Genomic DNA, 25,003 nt, shown 5'->3' on the forward strand with positions numbered 1-25,003 from the left:
TACCAAACTCTAGCGCGGTTCAACCGCCGTCGCGCGAAGTGCAATGGAGCCGGCACTCTATTGCAGCGATCAACCGCTCCAGCCACGCGCGCAGCAGCGTATTGGACCCGACAAGCACGATTGAGGTGGCGATGACGCCGTACACCTGCTGGCGTCGAACCTTGACGGTCGGCTCCGGCACCAGCCAGTTCGCGCTGTCGACCAGCAACAGCAGCGTTTTCAAGCCGATGACGATCGGCCATAGGCATGCCAGCCTCAGGCGTGGCGTCGAACGGCGGATCGCCAGCGTATAGTCGATTGCGTCGCGGAACTGCTCCAGCGCATGGCGCACGAGTTCCAGCATCACCGGGCGCGCACGGCCAGCCGCCTCGGCAGTCAACAGATCCTGCGGCGTCAAACCGTACCGCTCGAGCATCGTGGACGGCAAGTAGCAGCGGCCGATCCGCAGGTCCTTGGCGCAATCGCGCAGCACGTTAGTCAGCTGCAGTGCCCTGCCAAAGCGCACGCCGCGCTCCGACATCGCCACGGGGTCGCCATTCAGCGCGCGCGGCAGATGCGTATAGGTCATCTCCGTCCAAAACGCGCCGACGCAGCCAGCAACCATGTAGGTGTACTGATCCAGCTCGTGCCATGCACGTAACGCCACAATCCGCCCGGAGCACTCGTGCGGAAATGTGGTTAAATCGAACTCCATGCCGCGCGTGAGCGTCGACACAATGCCACGGACCGCCTCGCGATCGCGCTCGCCCAACTGCTGCAGGATCGCCAACGCCGGCTCGAGTGATTCCAGCAGCCGCCGCTCGTTGGACTGCTGTTGCGCGGCCAACTGTCTGGCAATCTCGCGAAGCGGCCCTCGATCGTGTTCGTCGCCATTCACGTGCGCACGCAGTGTCAATAGCATCCTCAGCCGCAGCTCGGGCTCGATCAGCGGCGTGTCTGCGATCGTGTCGGCAGCGCGCGCCAGCAGATACGCCAGGCCCACCGGGTCCCGCATGCCGGCGGGCAACACGCGCAGCGTCAAGTAGAACGAGCGGGACACCCCCTTGAGCAGTGGGCCGAGCAGGAAAGCGCGCGCCGGATCGCGCATGGATCGGTCAGCAGCAGTCACGGAGGCGGGCGGTTGCGGGCCGGCCACCGGCCCGGCGGCACGTCGCGCGTGCGCTGCAGCGCCGCCGGATCGAGAGTCGAACGATGAATCGGACATCGCGCAGCCATGAATTGACAGTCACAGCCGGCATTGTACCGGTTCATAGATCGGCGCCGCCGCGCCGTCGGGTCCGGCAAGCCGCCTTCGACCATCATCGAGGCCCGGCCCGCGTGGAGGGGCGGCTCGCCTCCCCATGCTCGAGCGGGTTGAGCACCGCGGGCGCCAGCGCAGGCCCGCGCACTGCCGGGCTAGAACGGCGACCCACCCTGTCGGGCGCCAGCGCGCGCCACGTTGAACAGCACGCCGCCCTTGCGCGACGTTTGCATCATCGCACGAAGCCGGTATTCCTTTTCAATGTAGAAACCCACGCCGCGAACTGTCGAGTTTTGGTAGGAACACATCATCTCGTCTGCGTACTTAATCTCGATATCGTAGGCATTGCCCCACTCACGAGGAACGATCCTGCCGACAAACGAGCAATATCCGTCTTTCCCTGTAATCCTGCCCCGGCCATCGATCGTCATTTCAATTATGCTCGGCATATTGATCTCGTTGACAAGGTAATCACGTTTGCTGGACATGCCTTTGTATATCCCGACCACTTTGCTCACAGTCGGCTTGGTATATAACGCTATGTCGGCATTGCCCCGGAATTGGAACGGCGGCAGGCCATCGGCGGATGCGACGATGTGGATCGATTGCGGATTGAACAACAGGTTGTCGGCCTGAGTGACAATACTCTGACAGCGGGGAAACTGGTTGGCCAGGACCGAGACCACCGCGGAACCGGCGCGGGAGGGCAGCGAACGGTCGAAATCGACCGACGTGCTTAATTTGACCTTTATTGCAAGCCGCTCTTTCAGATAGAGGATCCCGGTCCCGCCGTTGCCCGTGCCGAGATCGCCAACAACGGCCTCGCCTATGTCGTCGCCGTAAGCGTATATCGCATAAAACTTGCCCGCCGAGGTGACTAACGCGGTGAAATCGTAGTTGCCCCATAGGCTGCCGACGTATTGGCCTTGCGCTTCATGCGCCTCCATGAGTTCGGTCTGTACGCCGACGTCCGCGACTTGGGGAGCAGGCTCGGGTTCAGTCTGTACGCCGACGTCCGCGACTTGGGGAGCAGGCTCGGGTTCAGTCTGTACGCCGACGTCCGCGACTTGGGGGGCAAGCTCAGGTTCGGTCTGTACGCCGACGTCCGCGTTTCGCGTTCCGTGTTCGCCTACGCCCACATCCACGCCTTGGGCGCCATGCGCCCCCATGGGTTCGGTCTGTACGCCAACGTCCGCGTTTCGCGTTCCGTGCTCGCCCACGCCCACGTCCACGCTTTGGGCCACGTGCTCGCCTACGCCCGCGTCCACACGTTGAGCAGCCTGCCTGGCCACGCTCGTCTTCACGCCGCAGGCCGTAGGACGCACTGCGCCCACATTCAAGTCGTTCACCACAGCTTCGCTTACGCTGTGGCCTGTCCGCCAAGTTCTGCGCCTTTTCCTGTCTCTGTCGTGATTCAGACCATCAATTTCAACCGTTCCCTCCATTGCATAAAACTGGCCTACACTCGTAATGTTGATGATATTTGTCGTATGGGCCGAATGTATCGTAGAGGCGGGAGAGCCGACCATGGCACCGGTGTGCTGGCCTTGTACGGGATCCATTGGCGACCGGACCCGCTCCCGTTCTCCGTCCGCCTCTTTAACGACTACGCGTTGGACCATGGCATCATCAGACTTGCCGCCGCCGCCCCCACATGCCCCCGCAGCAACGATAAGCATCACAGCGACATACTGGGTTATCCTATAACATAGTGGCCTAATAAAAGCAGCTAAATCCTTCAAGGCAGCGTTGGTGCGCTCCAATCCACTCACGGTTCGAGCGTCTTTTAACACCGTCCTATTCTGCTTCCTTTGCTCGCAAACTAAATCAAACGGCCCTACGCCCGCTTCTTTACTCAATTGCTCAAATCCGTGTAAAAGTGTCTTTTGCCCAACTCGAAACCACGTGATTGATGCTCGATGCGCATGCGTGATCCAATAGATTCCGACAAAATCAACGCGACTGAAAAAAGACCCGCGAGATATTGGCCCGCCCATAGCCTGTCTACTGCCGCCGACCACTTCTTTTTCTTGCTTGACGAAACGCGCCGGGCCCCTCGACCACCCTGCTTGAAACAGGCTAGCTCAGCGCAACATCGAACAGCAACAGCATAGGAATACCCTCGGCCGACGAGGTGTTAAAAGTGTTAAAAACACCGATGACAACGCCACACGGCAGGGTAGCGTCAATGGCGTGACATTCTACAACCGGAAGGCGCTCTATCGCCACGGGAGTTGGCGTGTGCAGGCAGCGAGACGCCCAAAATATTATCGAGTCGGACAAATTGCCCCTGAGTCAGCCAGGTGTTCGCCGGCGGACAGCGCGCAGCGCTGCACCATCGCGAACAGAACGTGCGCCGTGCCGGCCGATGCCGGCACGCATATCAATCATGGACGCGCTTCGCCAGCCCGCACGCCCGCCGTGCGCTTAGTCCTGACCGGCCAGCAACGGCCGGGCGACGTATTAATGATGCCGGCCAGCACTGCCAGGTCAATGCCGAATCGAGGCGATACACGCGAGCCTGCAGGAAACGACGCGACGCTGTTGATAAATCCCAACAGCTATCCGAGCGGGAACCCGTATTATGGAGATTGTCTTGGCCGCCCGCTTCGCGACTTCTCAATGCCGCCATCTTCGCCACCCTGCTCGCTATCCCCCGTCGTCGTATGGTTTCGCGACGATCAACGCCTAGCCGACAATCCCGCGCTCGAATACGCCATTGCCACGGGCCACCCTGTCGTATGCGTGTACATTCACGACCCGGCGCCACAAAATACGCGTCCGCCGGGCGCAGCTGTGCGCTGGTGGCTCCATGAATCTCTAAGCGCGCTCAATGCTGCGCTCGTAGCGTTGGGCGGCGAATTGACTGTCCTTCATGGCTCCGAGTCGCAGACCATCGAAGCGTTCGCCGTGGCAATCGGCGCGATCAAGGTGTGCTGGAATCGCAGGTATTCGGCGGCGCAACGCGAAACCGACACCGCGATCAAGGCGGCGCTCAAAGGACGCGGCATTGCGGCTTTCGCCTTCAACGGACACTTGCTGCGAGAACCGTGGACCGTGGCCACGCGAGATGGCCGTCCGTTTCAAGTTTTCGGCGCGTACTGGCGCGCCGCGCGCCACGAGTATTCCCCTGAAGCACCGCGGTCCGCACCTAAGCGAATCGACTTCTTTCCAGTGCCGGAAAACGTCGTCGTGGCGGTACGCGTGAAAAATCTGTCTACACTGGCGCTCCAGCCTCGCCCCCCCAACTGGGCCAGTGGACTGCGCAAAACGTGGCAATGCGGCGAGCAAGCGGGACAGATGCAGTTGGACGATTTTCTCTCGAATGCGCTGACCCGCTACGCGAGCGGACGCGACGTTCCCGCGATGCAGGCAACCAGCCGGCTATCTCCGTATCTTCGCTTCGGCAATCTCTCGGCACGGCAAGTATGGCATGCAGCACTGTCTGCAGCGCACGTCGGGCGCCGCTGCGGCAATGCGCGCAGCGCGTGCACCGTGAGCAGCGGCATCGATAAGTTCCTTGATGAGCTTGGCTGGCGCGAGTTCTCATACTATCTGCTTTACCATTGTGCGCCGCTGCATCAAGTCAATTTCAAACGGCAATTCGACACCATGCCGTGGCGTGCCGATACCGCGGATCTGCGCGCTTGGCAGCACGGCCGCACCGGCTATCCGCTCGTTGACGCCGGCATGCGCCAGTTGTGGCATACGGGTTGGATGCACAATCGCGTGCGGATGGTCACGGCGTCGTTTCTCGTCAAGCATCTGCTCATCGACTGGCGCGAAGGAGAGGCCTGGTTCTGGGACACGCTCGTCGATGCCGACGAAGCCAGCAATCCTGCGAATTGGCAATGGGTGGCCGGCAGTGGCGCTGACGCGGCGCCGTACTTTCGCATCTTCAACCCGGTGCTACAGGGTCAGAAATTTGACCCGCAGGGCGCCTATGTGCGGCGCTGGGTGCCCGAACTCGCGCGCTTGCCGAGCGGATGCGTCCATGCGCCATGGCTCGCACAACCCTCACAACTGGCGTCTGCGTCGTTTCGGCTTGGTCAGGACTATCCGCTGCCGGTGGTGCCTCACCAGCAGGCGCGCGAACGGGCGCTGAAGGCGATGAAGCGCATGCGTGAGCGTGAATCGGACAGCCCTGGCCCATCGTCATAATCAAGCTGGTTTGCGCGACGCAGCTGATCACAATCCGCAGCCGCCGAATTGAGTATCAAGGCAAGTCATGAACGATCAAGCTGCTGCCTGGCCACCCGAAGCGCCGTGGAGACTACTGCGTCGTCGCGGTCGAGGAAGCGCATCGGGTGCTTGAGCCGTGGGGGCGGTACAAGCATCGCTGATCGTGTCAGTGGCGGACCGCGCGCAGATTGCCCGATTTCGCCGTATCGCGCCAGTTCGGTTCTTCTATTGTCGTTTCGGCACCGGTGCGACCTATCGCCACGCTTGCTCCGACAATCGAGGTTTTCGAAGACTACCGAATGCCACATCCTCTCTCCTCGAACGTCGCACCGCGTGCCAGCCAAGGCACGCAGACATTCGATCCGGTTCCCCCAACGGCTTGCACGCCCGATGCAGGCGGGTGTCACACCATCGCGCAACGACGTTATGGGGCACATCGACTCGACGGGCTGAGTGCCAAGCAACCGTCCAATGGCCCGCGAATTGCCACTGGCCTGAACGAAATGCCAACGGAGATTCTCGCCAACATATTCCGCGGCCTTCCGCTCAGCGATACGGCGCAGTTGTCCGAGGACAACCACAAGTTCCGACAGATACTGCTGCCTCAACGGCATTGCTTTCTCGTGAGCAAAAAGCTTCAGGCCGTTCGCCAACTGGCCTCCGGCCCCAAACAGCACGATCAAGCAAGAAAGCTATGGACGGTGGCACTGGAACGGCTCGAGCACAGTCGTGCCGAACTAGATTCGGTCATTCAGTCCTTTGAACTCAAATGGCTGGCGCCGCGGGACAGGAAGGACGTGCTAGACCAGATGATCGACCATGTGATGTGCTCCGATGACCGCGCGTCGTCCGCGGCACACCACAACGAGCAGGACGGCAGCTTGCCGTCGGGTGATAACGCGTCGGCACGCGAACTGCAACGTCGCGCCCTGCTGCACCACCTAAAGTCGCAAATAGAAGCGCTGCCGGAAGGCGAACGCGCACCGGCACTGATACGGATCATCGGATTGCAAGGCAAGGAAGCGATGACGGTCGAAAGAGTGTTTCCGCGAATCCACAACGGAAATGTCGGGATATCGAACCGCAACTACGCCATTCATTTGCTGAACTACGGTTTTTCCGACGGCGAGGCCGCCATGCTCGCCGGTGAGCGCGATCAGCATGCGTTGGAGAATCCCGACATCGAGATATGCACTGCCATCATCGCATGGCGGCCCAAAGACCTGCCGCTGCACACGTTCGTCAGCTTGCTCGGACAGGCAATAGGCGAAGCCCGCCGTCACGGCGACAAGCATAGCGTAGGCGCCGAAGACGCGACGGCGGACGAGGAGCGATCTCGGCTTGTGCAGCGGCTAAGGAACCTGACCGGCAACTCGGAATCCGACGCGCGCCCTCTATCGCGGCCAACACTGAATCGTATCGTGTCGCAGTCGACACTGGACCATATCGCACGCCTGCGTACGGGAGCCTGACCAAACGTTTGTTGTTCTGGCGCTCACGGATGCCGGATAGAGTCGACCGACGCGCGCGCATAGGCATGCGGCTTCCAATCCGGCAAGCTGACGGCGATCGCGACAACGCAGCCAGCCGGTACGCCGAACACGCTTGAGTTGACCGGCTCAACGCCGAACCAGAGTGGCCCGCTGAAACCGGTCAGCCGCATCACGAACGGATATATAGAACGGCAAGTGGAAGCCGACGAAACGCCACGCCACCAGCGCCGGCGCGACTGCGCGCGCCACGCGCTGTATCGCTCAGCGGGCCTCGTTCAACTGTTCGAGGATCGCCGGGTTCTCCAGCGTGGACACGTCCTGCGTAATCGTCTCGCCCTTGGCAAGCGAGCGCAGCAGCCGCCGCATGATCTTGCCGGAGCGGGTCTTGGGCAAGTTCTCCCCAAACCGGATGTCCTTCGGCTTGGCGATCGGCCCAATTTCCTTGGCCACCCATGCACGCAATTCATTCGCTACTTGCACCGCCTCGTCGCCCTGCGGGCGGGCGCGCTTGAGCACGACGAAAGCAACCACCGCCTCACCGGTCGTATCATCGGGCCGCCCGACGACCGCCGCTTCGGCGACAATCGGATTGGCGACCAGCGCCGACTCGATCTCCATCGTGCCAAGGCGGTGGCCGGAGACGTTCAGCACGTCATCGATGCGGCCCATGATCGTGAAATAGCCGGTGTCCTTGTCCCGCACGCTGCCGTCCCCTGCGAGGTACAGCCTGCCGCCCAACTCTTCCGGGAAGTAGCTCTTCTTAAAGCGCTCGGGATCGCCCCAGATCGTGCGGATCATCGATGGCCACGGACGCTTAACCACCAGGATCCCACCCTGCCCATTTGGCACATCCTGGCCGGTCTCGTCGACGATCGCCGCCATGATGCCCGGCAGCGGCAGCGTGCAGGAGCCGGGCACCAGCGGCGTGGCCCCGGGTAACGGCGCGATCATGTGGCCGCCGGTCTCAGTCTGCCACCACGTGTCGATCACCGGACAGCGCTTGCCGCCGATCTGCTCGTAATACCAGACCCACGCCTGCGGGTTGATCGGCTCGCCAACCGTGCCGATGATACGCAGCGAGGACAAATCGTACGCGCTCGGGTGGCACTTCGAGTCCACGTCGGACGCCTTGATCAGCGAGCGGATCGCCGTGGGTGCGGTGTAAAATACGGTCACCTTGTGGCGTGCAATCATGTCCCAGAAACGGCCCGCATTCGGATAGGTTGGCACACCCTCGAACACCACCTGGGTCGCACCGCACGCAAGCGGTCCGTACGCGATATACGTATGGCCAGTGATCCAGCCGATGTCGGCGGTACACCAGAACACGTCGTGCGGTTTGATATCGAACGCCCATTTCATCGTCAACGCGGCCCACAGCAGATAGCCGCCGGTGCTGTGCTGCACGCCCTTCGGCTTGCCGGTAGAACCCGACGTATACAGAATAAACAGCGGATGTTCAGCGCCGACCCATTCCGGCTCGCATTGCTCAGGCTGTTGGGCCACCAGTTCATGCAGCCAATGGTCGCGCCCTTCGTGCCAGGCAACCTTGCCACCGGTGCGCTGATAGACGATGACATCCTTCACCGCGTCGCATCCGCCCATCGCCAGTGCCTCGTCAGCAATACGCTTGAGCGGCAGCGCCTTACCGCCGCGCATCTGCTCGTCGGCAGTGACCAGCGCCACGGCGCCGACATCGATCAGCCGCTCATTGAGCGATTTCGACGAAAACCCGCCAAACACGACTGAATGCGTCGCGCCGATCCGGGCACAGGCGTGCATCGCGACGACGCCTTCAACCGACATCGGCATGTAAATCACCACGCGATCGCCCTTGCGCACGCCGCGCGACTTCAGCGCATTGGCGAACTGGCACACGCGCCGGTGCAGTTCGCCGTATGAGACAGGCGTGACCGTGCCATCGTCAGCCTCGAACACGATTGCGTTCTTCTGCGCGTGGCCCGCGGCGATCTGCCGGTCCAGGCAATTGTATGATGCGTTGAGCTGGCCGTCCTCGAACCACGTGTAGAACGGCGCATTGGATTCGTCCAGCACTTTCGTGAACGGCTTGTGCCACGCCAGGTGCTCGCGCGCCAGACGAGCCCAGAATCCGTCGTAGTCGTGCTCGGCTTCGGCGAGCAGCGCCCGATAGGCATCCATGCCGGCGATGGCGGCCGCCGCGGCCGTGGTCTGTGCACAGGGAGAAAACACGCGCTGCTCTTGCAGGACCGATTCAATGGCAGACATCAAACTATCTCCTGATAATGGAATGAAAAAAATCGTTGTCGTGTGCCGCCGTATCGCATCGCTGTCGCAACGCACCGGACAAGCCGCCGCGCGCCGCCGCATTGCCACACATCGGCGTGAGTGTCTCCGCCCCCGCCTGTGACCAGCGGCCGGGCGGCGCAGTGTCGCGCTGCCGCCCGGCCTGCAAAGTCATACGCACTTTACGATAAGCCTATCGCCTTACTCACAACTGACGCTGCTGCACCGCAGCAAAGACGGTCGCTGCACCGCATCGACCCACGTGCTTGCTAGCGCTTACCCAGAACTCTACAATGCTTGCTCAATTAAGAAGAAGCTAAACGGCATCAGATTCGCCGTGTTCCCGCAGTGAACCGCTACGCACGCTTGCCGCTATCCGCGAAGCTACTCGTCGGCACCCATGTTGACATTCGCAAGAGCGTCATCGCATTCGTTCCGGTGCCGGTCTTCGCGTTACGGCGGTTCATAAGCGCGATCGGCGTGCTCTGGACGATGCATACGAGCTCGCCTTTCTTGGCGAGCGTCCGAGCGCAGCGCACGGGCGCGCGCTGGTATGCGTGGTCGCCGGCATGGCGTTGGCCAGCATGTGGCCAGCTCACGTCCCGTCGATCGCGTCGTGCCCCGTCGCCCGCGCGTGAGCCAAGCGTGCCGCGCCAATCGGCCAAGCCGGGCGCGCCGCGGCAATTCTACTGCGACGCGGTACAATGACTGCGTTTTTGGTCCCACCCTGGCGTTCGCCCCTGCCCGCGCGCGTGCACGGGCAGTGCGACACCGTTTATTCAGCTGCACGATGCCTTCCAGTCACCCGCCATTTTCGCCGTCTGGGCCGCGCCGTATGCGCGCGCTGCCATCGCTGATCTTCTTCAGCCGCTGGCTGCAACTGCCCCTGTACCTGGGCCTGATCCTCGCACAAGCCATCTACGTGTTCCTATTCCTCAAGGAGCTTTGGCACCTGGTATCGCACGCGGCGTCGCTGACCGAGACCAATGTGATGCTGGTGGTGCTCGGGCTGATCGACGTCGTGATGATCTCGAATTTGCTGATCATGGTGATCATCGGCGGCTACGAGACGTTCGTGTCGCGACTGGGTCTGGAGGGCCACCCGGACGAACCGGAGTGGCTCGACCACGTCAATGCCGGCGTGCTGAAGGTCAAGCTATCGATGGCGCTGATCAGCATCTCGTCGATCCACTTGCTCAAGACCTTCATCGATCCCGACCAGCATTCGTCGCAGGCGGTGATGTGGCAGGTGCTAATCCACGCCGCGTTCCTGCTGTCGGCGCTCGTGATGGCCTGGGTGGACCGGCTCACATCGCACGCGCCGCATGTTCCTGTTTCAGTAGCCGCTTCGACCCACGATTGAGCGTTGATTCCGCCGCCAACCGATGCGGCCCCCATGAGAAAAGCACCATGACAGTCATCAAGCAGGAAGACCTGATCCAAAGCATTGCCGATGCGCTGCAATACATCAGCTACTACCATCCGCTGGATTATATCCAGGCGCTGGGCCGCGCCTACGAGCGCGAGCAAAGCCCGGCAGCGAAGGACGCGATCGCGCAGATCCTCACTAACAGCCGGATGTGCGCTGAGGGGCGCCGCCCAATCTGCCAGGACACCGGCATCGTCACGGTGTTCGTCAAGGTCGGCATGGACGTACGCTGGGATGGCGCGACGATGAGCGTGACGGATATGATCAACGAAGGCGTGCGGCGCGGCTACACGCACCCGGACAACGTGCTGCGCGCCTCGATCGTCAACCCGCCCGAAGGTGCGCGCAAGAACACCCGAGACAACACGCCAGCAGTAATCCACTATGAGATCGTTCCAGGCGACACACTCGACGTGCAGGTGGCAGCCAAGGGTGGCGGCTCAGAGAACAAGTCAAAGTTGGCGATGCTGAACCCGTCCGATTCGATCGTTGACTGGGTGCTCAAGACTGTACCGACGATGGGTGCCGGCTGGTGCCCACCGGGCATGCTCGGCATCGGCATCGGCGGCACCGCCGAGAAGGCAGTGTTGATGGCGAAGGAATCGCTAATGGGTCCGATCGACATTCAAGATGTGATCGCCCGCGGGCCACGCGACTGGATTGAGGAACTGCGCATCGAGTTGCACGAGAAGGTCAACGCGCTGGGCATTGGCGCACAAGGGCTGGGTGGCCTGTCGACTGTGCTGGACGTGAAGATCATGGCGGCGCCCACGCACGCGGCCAGCAAGCCGATCGCGATCATCCCGAACTGCGCGGCGACCCGCCATGCGCACTTCACGCTCGACGGCTCCGGCGTCGCGCGGCTGGTCCCCCCACCGCTGGATGCATGGCCCAATGTGCGTTGGCAGCCGAACACTGAGACCAGCCAGCGCGTGGACCTCGATACGCTGACGCGCGAGCAAGTCGCCAACTGGAAACCGGGCCAGACACTGTTGCTCTCGGGCAAAATGCTAACCGGACGCGATGCCGCGCATAAGCGCATTGCGGACATGCTGGCCAACGGCCAGCCGCTGCCGGTCGACTTCACGAACCGCGTGATTTATTATGTCGGCCCGGTCGATCCGGTGCGCGACGAAGTCGTCGGCCCCGCCGGCCCGACAACCGCGACGCGGATGGACAAGTTCACCGAGATGATGCTCGCGCGGACCGGCCTCATTTCGATGATTGGCAAGGCCGAGCGCGGCCCGATCGCGATCGATGCGATCAAGCAGCACAAAGCTGCTTACCTGATGGCGGTCGGCGGCGCCGCGTATCTCGTGTCCAAGGCAATCCGCAACTCGCGCGTGGTCGCGTTCGAGGATCTCGGGATGGAGGCCATCTACGAGTTCGAGGTCAAGGACATGCCGGTCACCGTGGCGGTCGATTCCAACGGTACATCGGTCCATCAGACTGGCCCGAAGGAATGGCAGGCCAGGATCGGCAAGTTTTCAATTGCGGCCGCGTAGCGGATCGGCGGGCCGCGCAGCGGCGCAGCTTCACATTTAGCAGGCAACGGACTGCTCTGTTCGATCAATGACTTGCACACCGTCCGTGCCTGTCCCCAACAAGGAACCGATCATGCAAGGCGACAAAAAAGTCATCGAATATCTGAACGCTCAGTTGAAGAACGAACTGACAGCGATCAACCAGTACTTTCTGCATGCGCGGATGTACCGGCACTGGGGGCTGGACAAACTAGGCAAGCACGAATACGACGAGTCAATCGGTGAAATGAAGCACGCCGACTGGCTGATCGAGCGCGTATTCATGCTCGATGGCTTGCCGAATCTGCAGGATCTGCACAAGCTACTGGTCGGCGAGACTACGCAGGAAATCCTTGAATGCGACCTGAAGCTCGAACTGGCGTCGCAAGCGACCTGCAAGGAAGCGATCGCGTATTGCGAGTCCGTGCAGGACTATGTGTCACGCGAAATCTTCCGCCGCATCCTGGACGACACGGAAGAGCACATCGATTGGCTCGAGACACAACTTGAGTTAATCAACAAGGTGGGCATCCAGAATTACCAGCAGTCCATGATGGCGGCCGTCCAATCGTAAGCTGCGGCCGCCACCAGCACGGTGAGGATGACGATGCGCAACGCGGCGCCGATCGGCGTGTTCGACTCCGGAGTCGGGGGCTTGTCGGTGCTGCGCGCGATCCGTGCGGCGTTACCGAACGAGGCGCTGCTGTATTGCGCCGATTCCCGCTACGCGCCGTATGGCGAGCGCGACGACACGTTCATCGCGGCGCGCACGCTGAGCATCGGCCGGTGGCTCGCGACGCAACATGTGAAGGCGATTGTGGTGGCCTGCAACACCGCCACCGCGCATACCGTATCGATGCTGCGCGAGCGGCTGCAGCTGCCGATCATCGGCGTCGAGCCAGGCATCAAGCCTGCCGCATTGCAGTCGCGCACCCGCGTGGCCGGCGTACTGGCGACCGCCAGCACGCTCAAGAGCGCGCGCTTCAACGCGCTGCTCGCCCAGTACGGCAGCGATTGCCGATTCGTGTGCCAGGCGGGCCATGGCCTGGTCGATGCCATCGAGGCGGGCGACATCGGTTCGCCGGTCGTCATGCAGCGTCTGTCCGCGTGTCTGCAGCCGATCTTGGACGCCAGCGCCGACACGCTGGTGCTGGGTTGCACCCATTATCCATTTCTGCTGGATGCGGTGCGTATGATCACCGCCGACCGGCTCCACATCATCGACACCGGCGACGCGATCGCGCGTCAACTGGTGCGGCGGCTGACCGACTTGCAGTTGCTGATCCACGCTGGCCCGGCCGCTGCGCACGCCGAGCCGACACTTGCGCCAGCGCCGTTGCGACTCGTCACCACAGGCGACGCCCCGCAATTGACCCGCATCGCTTGGCAACTGCTCGGCGTCGATGTGGCCGCCGAACACGTCGAAATAGCGTCGAAACCGATTTATTTCGACGCACCAGCCTGACGCAAGGCCAGCCGACTGCTGTTACAAAAAATCATCGATCGCGCTTGCGCACGTCGCCACAAAGAATGATAATAATTCGCATTAACGTTAGCTGTCAGCGCATCATGATCGTCTGCGTGTGCAAGTCTGTTTCCGATCGTACTATCCGTGCATCGCTGGAGTCCGGTGCATCGACGTTCGACGAGTTGCAATTCGAGTTGGGCGTGGCAACGTGCTGCGGCAAGTGTGAGGAAACCGTGCGCGACCTGGTTGCCGCCTGCGGCGCGTGCCCAAGCCTGTGCGGCCCCGGCGCTCACCCGGCACGTCATATGGCACCGGTACCGGTTGCGTTTTACGAACGCAAGGCGGCCTGACGCGGGTTGATGCCGTGCTGGGCTGCGGCCCGATGCCGCGTCGGTTCTGCCTGGGTCCGTCCTTCTCCGTGCAAGCCAGCGCGACGCGCGAGCCAGCCACGTTACCTCGCTACCTCGCCTTGCGCCCGGAGGGCTTCATGGAACTGCTGCTTGGATTCGCGACAACGCTATGCATCTCTTTTCTGATTTTCCGACGCTGAGCCCGGCACACTGCAGCCCGCGTCGAAGCAAAGCCGGCCATTGTCCACGTCGTGCCCCCCGTGTATCTGTCATCGGCCAACGCTAATATGCGGGTTTCCCCCAGTTCGGCTAGAGCACTGCGCTCCAGTGCAGCCTCGCCGATAAAATCGCGCCCCGTCGTGCACTACACGAGCACGCTCGCCGCAGTGGCACTGCTTCATGCCGGCGTGATCGCGTGGCTAGCTTATGGGCGTGCCGATACCGTCCCGACCGTGACGGTCGAGTCCCGGCCGATCATGGCCGAACTGCTGGCCCCGCCGGCACCGGTCGCAGTGCAATCCACGCCGACGCCTGCGCCCGCCCCCAACCCGAAGCCCCAGCCCAAGTCCGTGGTCATGCCGCGGCCCAGTCCCAAGCCCGTTGTCAAAAATCCTGCGCCGGCACCTACGCCGCCGATGCCGGTACGTGATACTCCATCGCAATCGGTACCTACAGCGCCGGCGTCCCCGGCAGCGCCCGCACCAGCACCCGTCGCCGAACCCGCGTCACCCGCGCCGAGCCCTCACTCGGTCGTCGCGCAAGGCGCACCCAAGGGCGTCGCCAAGCTCGACTGCCAAATCGTGCGGCCCGATTACCCCGTGCTGTCCAGACGACGCGAGGAAACGGGCACGGTGATCATCAACCTGGTCGTCGGTCTGGACGGCAAGGTGGAGCGGGCCACGATCAAGAAAAGCAGCGGTTATGATCGATTGGATGACGCCGCGCGCAACGCTGCGCTAGCCAGCACGTGCCGGCCGTACATCGAAAATGGGCAACCGATTCGGGTCACGGCCGACCAGCCGTACGTGTTCAATCTGAGCGACTGAGCAGCACCGCGATGGCTGATGCCGCGCCGACGGTGCCCATTGCCGAGTCCGCCCGCTCAACAGCGTCACTGATAACGAGGATACGAAGGAAACACTATGCAGAACTACGGTATGGCCCACGTGTGGGCACAAGGAGATTTCGTCACGCGCGGCATCGCGGTCACGCTATTGATCATGTCAGTGCTGTCGTGGAGCGTGATCCTAATCAAAGGATGGAACGCGCTGCGGTTGCGACGCGTGACGCGTAACATCGAGCAGCAGTTCTGGCATTCCGACAATTTCACCGAAGGTCTCATGAAGCTCGGCTCGACCGGCTCCAGCGCTGCCGATAACCCGTTCGTCGCACTCGCGCTGTCCGGCAAGGAAGCCGCCGACCATCACCACAAGAGCCAGCCTCACCTGCATGACCGGATGGACCTTTCGGACTGGATAACGCGCTGCCTAAAGGACACCATGGACGACTGCGTCGCCCAGATGCAGAGTGGGCTGGCGATCCTCGCATCGGTCGGCAGCACCGCACCATTCGTCGGCCTGTTCGGCACCGTATGGGGCATTTATCATGCGCTGCTGACGATCGGGGCGACCGGCGACACGTCAATCGACAAGGTTGCGGGACCGGTGGGCGAATCGCTGATCATGACGGCATTCGGTCTGTTCGTCGCGATTCCCGCGGTGCTCGGCTACAACGCGCTGACCCGCTCGAACAAGGCCGTGGTGACCAAGCTGAATCGCTTCGCGCATGGACTGCACGCGTACTTCGTAACAGGCGAACGATTGTCCTCGACGCTCCAGCGCAGCGAAGGCCCGCGGCTGGCCACCGCTGGCAAATGAGCGGGGTACGACAATGGCAATGACTCCCTTTGCGCACGACGCTGACGACGGGCTGATGAACGAGATCAACATGACGCCGTTGGTCGACGTCATGCTCGTGCTGCTGATCATCTTCATTGTGACGATTCCGGCGATCCAGCACGCAGTCAAGCTCGACCTGCCGCACGCAAGCAGCCAGCGGCAGGACGTGCGGCCCGTGCACGTCACGGTGTCGGTCAATGCCGATGGCACCCTGTTCTGGGATGACGTCAGAGTGTCCGACGCTGAGTTACAACGCAAGATCGCCGCCGTCGCGCAGACCAACCCGCAGCCGGAACTGCATCTGCGAGCCGATCGCAAAGTCGCATACGAGCGTGTCGCCGACGTGATGTCCTATGCGCAATCGAGCGGGTTGGCCAAGATCGGGTTCGTGACCGAGCCCAAAGCACATTGATTCGAAGCAACCGAGCCGACCGACCAGGGTGACCAATCGGCAGAAGCTTAAGGTTGTCCGAGAACACGGTGCGTCATGCCGCCTTTCACCATGACGGCATGACGCGCACGTCCTGAGCCCGGGCAACCCTACCCCCCGGCCAACGGCTAGGGGCTACTTTGCCGCCTATCGGACGCTGGGCCGCGGCTTGACCGGACCCAGCAAGCGCGGCACGCGACGCTCAACGCGCGGCTGCGCAAAGCCCGCCGTGTCACGGCGCAGCCTACGCAGCAGCTGTGCCGCCGGCGCGGGCCCAATCGAATCGATGCTGGTTTGGCGCGAAACATCAGCCAGTCTTGCCTCCACGAGCAACTTGGCTTCCAGCTTCAGGTTAGTCAGGCGCGTCGGAAATCGGCCAAATAGGACTGCAACGCGCCGCGCAGCACCTGCTCGCCCAGATAGCCCTCGATCATCTTGAGCACCTGGCCGCCCTTATCATAGACAAACGTGCCCGCACCCAGTATGAAGTCATTGGACGCGTACGCATTGAAGTTGGGCTGAACCGGGAATGCCGATGATTTCAGGCCCGCCGCGATCTCCAGGAATGTCCATCGGCGGCCGCTCTGCCGCATTGGACACGCCCCTCCAATTGCTCGGCACGTCGGCGCTCACTTCATAGGTTGGCCGGAACGCCGGTTCATCCCACCCCGGAAACCACTGGCGCGCGAGGTCCGATTCGCCCTGAGTGAGGATTGCGCCGCTGGTGGTGCCATCCGTCGCCTTCAAGTCGACGCGGAACACGTCTTCGGCGGCCGACTTGAACCGCTGAAGTTCCCACTCAAGCCACGTAATACAACAGTCGTCGTTGCCATGCTTTCACTTAATCCGTATGACTACGTTAATGTAGACCCTATCAAAGAGATCGTGAAGATAAATTCCTCCGGCTAACGACTCGATTTCAAGCTATTGAACTGGTGCCCAGGTTAGGAAACGTCAGCCACTGAGTCGTCACCCTATTGATCGCTCCGGTGGCCATGCGTCGCATACCTGAGACCAACCCGCCCTCAGGCAGGGCGTGATACCCTCCGTAAGCGGCCCCGCCCGCTGCAGTGGCAAATGTTATCGCACCGGTGCTCGCTGGGAGCGCACCGATTCCCACTGCACCTAAAACGGCACCGCCAATCGCGTATCCTGCCGCCGCCCTGATCCGGTTCCCCAGCAACCAGCCTGTCACACGCCACCCGAATTGGGCAGCCCGTCCTCCCCATGAGCGCCCACCAGTCAGCCCCATAGAATGGGCGACATCTCGAACCAACGAAACCCCGGTATCGAATATGGATTCGCCCAAACTCCGGGTGTACGCATTGATGGCATCGAATCCCAGCCAAAGCCGAGCCCGCGTTTGGCGTGCCATCGCTCCAGCCGCCTGCCCCACTTCTGTGGCCCCCTCAAGCTGGCCGTGTAGATAGCCCATTGCGCCACCGCCCAATGCCGTGCCAACGAGCGCCGGTATATCAGAAGCTGTGCTCACGCCAACGGCTCGTGAAATACTTTCATATTCCCCCACAGCCACACCGCCCGCATGCGCACCGGCTATGCTCGCTTCAGGGTTCTGTTCCGCCCACCCTAAAACTGAAATCGGCGCGGTACCGGCCATCGCCACCGCGGCCCCAGTATGCGAGGCACCATGCATCTCGGCTGACACAAACGTGGTGGCCGCAGAACGAGCGCCGTAACTTACGATACCGCCACCCTCCCGTTGGATCTGGTGAGCCTGATGAGCCGCATGTCTTCGTGCAAGCCGTGAGGCGGCCCTCACTGCAAATACCGCACCGCCAATGGCCGCGGCAACACCCACGCCCGCCACAACAAGCGGCGCTGCGCCGACCAACGCGGCAATGCCCCCCGCCACCGCGGCAGCAGCCCCTCCCCAGCGCAATGCCCTGCCGACTTTGCCCAAGAAACTCAGTTGCTTGGGGGACGCCGTCGCAATGACAGCTTCCTGGCTACGCCGGGTCGCATCCCCTGCGTCGCCGCGTCTGAATCGCTGTACGGCTTTATAGATTTGATAGCCTCCGTAAATCACTCCCGCAGCAGTCATGATCCCGCCGACAATTGGGGCAGACACGCCCAACGCCAAGAGGCCAGCCCCTGCTATCGGGGCGGCCCACCCCCCTAGTTTCGGAAGATGTTTTTTTGCCGCTGTTTTAAATAGCTGCCAATTCGACGCCTTTAACCCATTCGGATCCGCATGGTTGATGGGATTATTTCTAACCATCGCGTAAAGGTTCAGACCATCAACCGGTCCTGCTGGATCGGCACTCGCCCAGCGCCCCAACCACGGCTGGTAATAGCGGTAGCCGTAGTAATACAAGCCCGTCGCATCGCGCTCCTTACCGGAGTAGCGGACGAACTTATATTTCACTTCGTAATCGTTGCCGCCCCACACCGCGGTGCCGCCATACGGGTAGTATTCCTCACGCGTCAGAATGCGCGCGTCACTGTCCAACTCCAGGTTCACCGAGCCGATCGGATTGCTCACGCTCCAGCGGTACTGGTCGTTCGGTATCTGTGTGGGCTGCCCGGCACGCCAGTGCAACACGCGCACCGCGCCGTCTGCAGCAGAAACCACGTCCAGTGCCTCTTCGACGTTCTCGCCCACGCGTGTCGTGCGAAGCTCCAAGCCCGGCAGGTAGATCACCTCTTCGGTCCGCCATGTGCTACCGGCCTTCGTGCGACGCTGTTTCCACACTCGCATCCCGCTGCCATCGTAGCCGTATGTTTCCCGGTCGTTATCATCATCGCTGCCGCGATCGATGATCGTCACCTGCCTCAACTGGTTGCGCTCGTTCCACCCAATGGACTGGCCCGGCTGCAATTGCAAACCGTTGCCATTACGATCAAAAAAATCGCCATTGTCGATGTCTTCCGGGCGCAAATTGCCCTGTTCAGTCTGCGCGACACCGTGGTTGCTTCGGGTCGCGATCACGATGTCGTTGCGATAAGCGTTGGCCCCCTGGCCTTGATGCCGGATCGCGGTAAGGTTGCCTCCCCGATCGTACGTATAGCTGCGGGTGTAGTGGGTTAAATTGATCGAATCGCGCTGCGGTGTCGGCAGGCCCAGCCCCTGACGGCCAGCCGGGGCGTTCTCTCGTCCGCTGGCCGCCAGCAATTGGTACAGCGCGTCGTAGCGGTATGTGTGCAGCGGCTCGACTCGCTGGTTGCGAAAGTGGCGGGTTGGCTGTGTGGCGTCGCCGACGCTCAGGATGTTGCCAACCGGATCATACGTATATTCCTGCGCTTGCAGCGGCGTACCATCGTCGCGGCGCGTGTTCGTGCACAGCAGGCGTTGCGTTTGGGCTTCATAGTCGTAGGTCGTGACCATGCCGTTGCCGGCTGTCTGGCTGAGCCGCTGACCGGCGGCAGTGTACTGGATGTCACCCACAATGATCTGCTCGTCATGCGCGTTGGCTAGTTTTAGCCAACTCATCTGTAGCCGACCCACCACGTCGACACGAAAGCGCTGCCGGTTACCTTTCGCATCCGTTTGCCAGACCGTGTCGCCCAGCGCATCGTATTGTCGCTCGGTGGTCCACGCGTCGGCCGATAGTTGAGCCGCCCACGCCGCTTCGTCTTCGCCCGCCCAATTGGCCGGGATATCTCGATTGGCCAGCAACTGCCGGGTATCCTGCAATGACTTCCCAGTGACGGTGTACCCTGCGGTGCGCACCTGACCCGCCGCATCGTAATAGCATGCCACCTGGCCTTTGAGGTTATGCGCTGATGCCTGCGGCGCCTGTTCGCCATAGAGGATGCGCTCGTGGCACCGCTCGGCCTCGTTTGAAGCCTGAACATACTTGGCCACGGGGCGCCCCAACGCGTCGCAGACCTGCCGCCATCGGGTGCCACGACCATCCTGGCTCCAGGCCATATGCCCTTCCACGCCGAACAGCGCGACGCTCAACCCCGCGTCCACACTGTCACGACGCAACGCACGACCGCTCAATGAGCTGACGCAGCGCACATTCGGGGCCACCATCGGATCGTGCTGCTGCGCGTCAAAGAAACGCGCATCGGCCATCGACAGCAGATGTCCCCCTTCCGTGTATTGCGCCACACTCACGCGCTCGTCCAACGCCGACGTGCTGCTGTCGCGATTGTAGTGAAGCGTGCGAATGCCCAACCCGCGGTTATCCATCACCTGTATCACCGGCGTGCCTTGACAGACGTTTTCCCAGTTGGTTTCGTTCATCGCATACCTTTCGTGTTGGTCCACCGTGCCGTGGCAAGATTAACCGGCCGTGTCGTTTTCGTCTTCATTGACGACAAACCACGGATAAACACCCGTCCTTCGCTCATACCCCTTCGCGGTCACAACGCGCACCGCCCGCCCGATCGGGTCGTAGTAGGTGGTGTCCGCATAACCACAGCTGCGCATCGCGCGATCCACGACATACGCCCAGTCATTCATAAAGTAGGGTTGGTAGCGGCGCACCGGCTGACCTTTGTTGTCGTACTCGATCCGCCCCGACACCGCCCAGCGTGGTGCTGAACCGGTATCCACTTCGTTGGGCTTGCCATCGGCATCGACGACGATCTCGCCGTCGGCAGTCCGCTGCCACGCCAACCCGCCGGGCACCTTGGCGCAGCCCTGCAGCGCACGGCCGAAGCCGTCCGTATACGCGATGGCCACCCGCACTTGCTGCTCCGTGTCATTCGGGTATCGGTCAGCAGTCAGCGTCACGGCGTGGACCGGATTGCGTGCAGCGCGAGCAAGCGCTTGGTGCACGGGTTCGGCAAAGTGCGCCGGTATCCCGAGCCTGCCTTTTACACGGATATAGCCCTGGGGCGTGATCAGCCGCTCAGCGATCAGCTGCGGCCAGCATGCGTCTACCGTTTCAGGCGGCAGGTCTGAGCGGGACACCTGTCCCATCCACGCAAACAGATCCGCCGCATGAACGCTCGCCACCCGCTGCGCCGAGGCCCCGGCTTGCTCGATCGCCTGCTCCACCGTCAGCCCCGTGGGTACCGGCGAAACCGTAATGGAATCAAATCCCACGTCGCGCGCCTGCTCGGTGCCATAGAACGTGCTTGCCACCACGCGGCCCATCGCATCGAACTGCACCTCATGGTGGTTGTCGTTAACATCCGTCATGCGCCACGGCTGCAAGAATCGGTAGTCATATTGCGCCGACGTGATGTTGTCCAGCGCGTCCTGTACCTGCGTCACCACACAGCAATACGGATCGTACGAGAGCTGCGTGGCACCGGTGAGCTTAGTCTTTTGTACTTCGCTCGGCACATAAAAGCTGTCTGAGCCACGGTAGGTGCGATAGTCGTTAGCGATTACCCACACCGGCGCTTCCGCTGCATTGGGCACTGCCAGTACGGTGGGTGAAGCCTGATAGCCGGCGTCCACGAGCTTTGCGGTCAGCGTCGGCTCATCGAATAAGCCGTCGTACGCGGCCAGGCTCGATGGATCCAACTCCGCGACTTCGTGGTGATCAACGAGCGCCACAAAATCGGGCATGCCATCGGGGTCTGCGTCCCGGTATACGACGACGCTTTGACCGCCGAATACGCGTACCTGGTCCTCACCCAACAAACCATCCGCCTGGCTTAGATTTTCAAAATTCAGGCCCCCGACCGGCACGCGCGCCGCGTCATAGGTCAGCGCGTTGCTGCGCTGCTGCCACGGCAGGCCAAGCCGCCACTGCTGAGGATGCGTCAGATGCCAAACGCTTGCGCGCTGCTCAGTGAGCCGCACGCACTGCTGCTGTGAGTCGTACGAACTGTGCCAGGCGGTCTGCGGCAACGTATCCGGGTAAGGCGACGTCGCCGGTTTGGCGCGCCGGGGATAGTGGATCGTCACGCTATGCAGCGGCACACCATAGGCATCGATGCACAACGTCACCGTCTGGCTGACCTGCGGATCACCCTCAATGCGCTCGTATGCATAGTCCAGCTGCTCCAGCGGCAACGGCATGGCGACCGGCGCGTGATCGCGGCCTGCCGCTTGGACCTCGCGCACCTGATAACGGGCCACCGTCACGCGATAGGGCACCTGCTGGTGGGGCGCACCGTCCAAACCATAGATTTCGCTGCGCAATACACTGCCGTTTAACGCGCGATATAGCCACCAGCGGCGCTTCGCGTCCGAATCGTCGAGCAGCACATCCTGGCTTGTGTTTGCATCCCATCGCGTCAAACGGCTCGGGTGGCAGATGAAAGCGTCAGAGTCCTGCCAAGGCTCGCCGTACAATACCGTTTCGTCATCCTGACGACCCATGTGGTACCAGGTTCGAGTCAACCGCGGCGGTGCCTCGCTGACGTTGCGCCCCGCGGACTTCGCATCGTCACCCGTATCTTGTGTCTCGATGAAGCCAAAGCCACGAAATTCCCGCTCCTGCCCGTCGTAGACACCTTGACGATACCAGTATTGCTGGACCCGTTGATTGCCGGAAATTTCATCGAGTTGGATGTGTCGTGACACCACGTGCACAGGAAACGGCAGGCCACTGGCTGAGCGCGTGCCTTGCTGCTTTTCATCAAGCCATTCCTGAGCCGAGCTGCGATAAACAATCCGGTGCGCCATCCCCATGTTGTTGTTAATGACGTTCATCAAATAGGGCTTAGCACGGGCGAAATCGTAGCGCCAATGCTTCGGGCTCGGATGGGGCACCGATAGCACGACGCTGGCCATGCCCTGCCCTTGGATATCCGCCACGCTGAGCGCACAGAGCCGGTCAAAGCGCACGCCCGACGGCAAGGCCAAATCGACGGGCGGTGCGAACCCATTGCCCGATTGATTGAAGAAAATACGGATGTGGTCGCTTTGCGCATATAACAAATCGGCCGCGCCCGATCCATCCAGATCCGCTAGATACACGCAGGCAGGATCAAATTGCTGTGCATTGAACGGCAATGACGCAAAGATGAACGGCTGTCCAAAGTGACCCCGCCCAAGGTTCGGCCAGACCGTCACCTCATCGCAGCGAATGCGGATCAGGTGTTGCTGGCCAGAGCCGAGCAGGTCGCAAAACGCCACCACCTCCCGCGCATCGCGCCCGGCAATGGGAAGTGTCGATGCCTGCTCCACGTCGATGCCGGGCGCAAAACCGTGCCGCTTGTTCGCGTACAGGCGCACGCTCTTGGGGCCAATGAGCGCTACGTCGGACAGCCCCGCGCCCATCAAATCGGCCAGCGTCGCCTGCTGGCTGAAAAACTCAACGGGCAACGCCGAGAACGGCGTAAAGGTCGACCAAGTGCCGTCGGGCGCCAGGCTAAAGTAGCCAGCCAGACCCGGCTGCGTAACAAGCCAGTCCAGCCTGCCGTCGCCGTTGATATCTGTCAGTGCCATCGCCGATGACTGCAGTGACGGGATCTCGGGCAGCGGTCGCCACGCGTCATAGGTCACCACATCGCGGCCGTCGCTAGCCCGCATTGGCGCCCGGTAATACCAGAGGGAGCCCACTCGATACAAGATGCCAGCGATGCCTTCGCCGTGCAAATCCACTAGCTGGTACGGATGCGCGTTGTTCAATCCGGGAAAGAGTTCAGATGGCTGCCACTGGCCCGATGACACCGAAGCGTCGAACGGCGTGTAATCGAGCTCTAGCGGCGGCAGTGATTGCAGCGTGCCGTCTCGCTCATAAGCAAGCCGTTGCACGCCAACGAGCCGAGTGAGCACCGGATTCTCGTCATACTCGAACAGCAGCCGGGCGACTAGCGTGGCGGGCTCGCCCAGTTCATCCGGAAAGTGATGAAACATCAGCGCCTGACGACATAAACGGTGACAGCGCACTTCGAATCCGTAGTCGTAGCGCGAAAACGCATCGCGCCGGACCGGCCAATGCGCAGTCGCCAACCACGGTGGCCGGGTTTGCGGGTCGGTGCCACGCTCGCCGTAATCGAGCACGAGCGAGAACAACCATGGCTCATCATCCAGCGTCGATGAGGTGAACAGATACAGTGCGTCGGCTGCCAACACGTTGCCGTAGTTCACTTGAGCAAGGTAGCGATGGGCGGTATGGTCACGCCTCGCTTCACTGCGTTGCAGGTCGACACCGGCGTCATCCTCCGGCTTGTACCCATACCCAATGTGTTGCCCGTTGGGCGAGACCGATTCTTCAAGCAACCACACCGCGATGTGCGACGGTTGCGCTGGATCGGCAATGCGGGCTGCGGTTGTTTTGCCAAAGCAATGCAGATCACCGCTCGCGTCATGCACGAGCCAGAAGTCACCGCCGCCCGCTTTGCCAATCCAATGCTCGATGCGCGCAAAACCGCGCTCGATGCGCGGAAAGTAACGCGCCACCTGGTAGGTGTCGTCTAATCTTAGGCCGTTATAGGTACTGACCTCAGCAGGTGGCACTACAGCGCCATCGGCATCGCGCTCCGGCTCGAGTACGTCGCCGCCAGGGCCGACGAATGCGTCGTCGTCGCCGTATTGCGGCGTGCCGCGAGCTGTGTGTCGCCCAATGCTGGTCAGCCCGAGTTGCCATCCGACACCAAACGGGCCATTGCCACTGCCGCTCGCATAGCGCAATGCCAGTTGCGGCGCGTAGCCACGACCGGCCGACACGGGCAACGGCAGCGTCATCGTCGCGACGCCCGACGAGTCAACCGGCCCGAACGCCTCGCCCAGCCCACGCATGGCTCCACCGCCTTTGGGTAGCGTCGGCTCAGATAAGGCGACATCGGAAGCTGACTGCACTGACATAGCTGACTCCTGAGAGATACTAAAGTACTTTTCATCCTCCAG

15 protein-coding genes and 2 pseudogenes are annotated in these 25,003 nt (G+C 61.9%); 10 read left to right on the plus strand and 7 right to left on the minus strand.

Annotation, left to right across the window (positions count from 1 at the left end):
- Positions 1-19 precede the first annotated feature (19 nt).
- Together KQH60_RS08530 and KQH60_RS08535 are read right to left on the minus strand one after the other, a co-directional pair.
- Positions 20-1,087, minus strand: a complete 1,068-nt coding sequence (locus KQH60_RS08530) for a squalene/phytoene synthase family protein (protein WP_237576103.1) — start codon at positions 1,085-1,087, stop codon at positions 20-22.
- A gap of 308 nt (positions 1,088-1,395) precedes the next feature.
- The gene (locus KQH60_RS08535) at positions 1,396-2,919 is read right to left on the minus strand and encodes a hypothetical protein (RefSeq protein ID WP_237576023.1); all 1,524 of its coding nucleotides are present in this window, start codon (positions 2,917-2,919) and stop codon (positions 1,396-1,398) included.
- A 943-nt stretch (positions 2,920-3,862) separates the two neighbouring features.
- Between KQH60_RS08535 and KQH60_RS08540 the strand changes: the two genes are divergently transcribed.
- The gene (locus tag KQH60_RS08540) at positions 3,863-5,401 is read left to right on the plus strand and encodes a deoxyribodipyrimidine photo-lyase (RefSeq protein WP_237576024.1); all 1,539 of its coding nucleotides are present in this window, start codon (positions 3,863-3,865) and stop codon (positions 5,399-5,401) included.
- 320 nt (positions 5,402-5,721) lie between these two features.
- Complete coding sequence (locus KQH60_RS08545) at positions 5,722-6,894, plus strand: hypothetical protein (protein ID WP_237576025.1); 1,173 nt, start codon at positions 5,722-5,724, stop codon at positions 6,892-6,894.
- Between the two features lie 23 nt (positions 6,895-6,917).
- Here KQH60_RS08545 and KQH60_RS08550 read toward each other — a convergent pair.
- Positions 6,918-7,103, minus strand: a pseudogene (locus KQH60_RS08550) (hypothetical protein); the annotation flags it as partial.
- A gap of 73 nt (positions 7,104-7,176) precedes the next feature.
- Positions 7,177-9,162 carry an acetate--CoA ligase gene (gene acs / locus KQH60_RS08555; RefSeq protein ID WP_237576026.1) on the minus strand — a complete coding sequence of 662 codons (1,986 nt, stop codon included), beginning with the start codon at positions 9,160-9,162 and terminating at the stop codon, positions 7,177-7,179.
- A gap of 808 nt (positions 9,163-9,970) precedes the next feature.
- On the opposite strand from acs, the gene KQH60_RS08560 reads away from it, so the two are divergent.
- From KQH60_RS08560 to KQH60_RS08595, 8 genes are all read left to right on the plus strand, one after another.
- Positions 9,971-10,543 carry a TIGR00645 family protein gene (locus KQH60_RS08560; protein WP_237576027.1) on the plus strand — a complete coding sequence of 191 codons (573 nt, stop codon included), beginning with the start codon at positions 9,971-9,973 and terminating at the stop codon, positions 10,541-10,543.
- Between the two features lie 47 nt (positions 10,544-10,590).
- Positions 10,591-12,114 carry a fumarate hydratase gene (locus tag KQH60_RS08565; RefSeq protein ID WP_237576028.1) on the plus strand — a complete coding sequence of 508 codons (1,524 nt, stop codon included), beginning with the start codon at positions 10,591-10,593 and terminating at the stop codon, positions 12,112-12,114.
- A gap of 112 nt (positions 12,115-12,226) precedes the next feature.
- Positions 12,227-12,706, plus strand: coding sequence for a bacterioferritin (gene bfr / locus KQH60_RS08570; protein WP_237576029.1), 480 nt, complete (start codon positions 12,227-12,229; stop codon positions 12,704-12,706).
- A gap of 27 nt (positions 12,707-12,733) precedes the next feature.
- Complete coding sequence (murI, locus tag KQH60_RS08575; protein ID WP_237576030.1) at positions 12,734-13,597, plus strand: glutamate racemase; 864 nt, start codon at positions 12,734-12,736, stop codon at positions 13,595-13,597.
- A gap of 104 nt (positions 13,598-13,701) precedes the next feature.
- Entirely contained in the window at positions 13,702-13,950 is a 249-nt protein-coding gene (locus tag KQH60_RS08580; RefSeq protein WP_237576031.1) for a bacterioferritin-associated ferredoxin, read from the plus strand.
- A 359-nt stretch (positions 13,951-14,309) separates the two neighbouring features.
- A complete protein-coding gene (locus KQH60_RS08585) occupies positions 14,310-14,996 on the plus strand; it encodes an energy transducer TonB (RefSeq protein ID WP_237576032.1) in 687 nt (228 codons plus the stop codon).
- Positions 14,997-15,092: 96 nt separating this feature from the next.
- On the plus strand, positions 15,093-15,827 hold the full coding sequence (locus KQH60_RS08590; protein ID WP_237576033.1) for a MotA/TolQ/ExbB proton channel family protein: 735 nt from the start codon (positions 15,093-15,095) through the stop codon (positions 15,825-15,827).
- A gap of 13 nt (positions 15,828-15,840) precedes the next feature.
- Positions 15,841-16,260 carry a biopolymer transporter ExbD gene (locus KQH60_RS08595; RefSeq protein ID WP_237576034.1) on the plus strand — a complete coding sequence of 140 codons (420 nt, stop codon included), beginning with the start codon at positions 15,841-15,843 and terminating at the stop codon, positions 16,258-16,260.
- A gap of 386 nt (positions 16,261-16,646) precedes the next feature.
- Here KQH60_RS08595 and KQH60_RS08600 read toward each other — a convergent pair.
- The 3 genes and pseudogenes from KQH60_RS08600 to KQH60_RS08610 all read right to left on the minus strand — a co-directional run.
- Positions 16,647-17,055 (minus strand): annotated as a pseudogene (locus tag KQH60_RS08600) (hypothetical protein); the annotation flags it as partial.
- A gap of 142 nt (positions 17,056-17,197) precedes the next feature.
- Positions 17,198-20,491 carry an RHS repeat-associated core domain-containing protein gene (locus KQH60_RS08605; protein ID WP_237576035.1) on the minus strand — a complete coding sequence of 1,098 codons (3,294 nt, stop codon included), beginning with the start codon at positions 20,489-20,491 and terminating at the stop codon, positions 17,198-17,200.
- Positions 20,492-20,530: 39 nt separating this feature from the next.
- The gene (locus KQH60_RS08610; protein WP_237576036.1) at positions 20,531-24,961 is read right to left on the minus strand and encodes a SpvB/TcaC N-terminal domain-containing protein; all 4,431 of its coding nucleotides are present in this window, start codon (positions 24,959-24,961) and stop codon (positions 20,531-20,533) included.
- Positions 24,962-25,003: the final 42 nt, after the last annotated feature.

This window comes from Mycetohabitans sp. B8 (assembly GCF_021991875.1).
GTDB lineage: Bacteria > Pseudomonadota > Gammaproteobacteria > Burkholderiales > Burkholderiaceae > Mycetohabitans.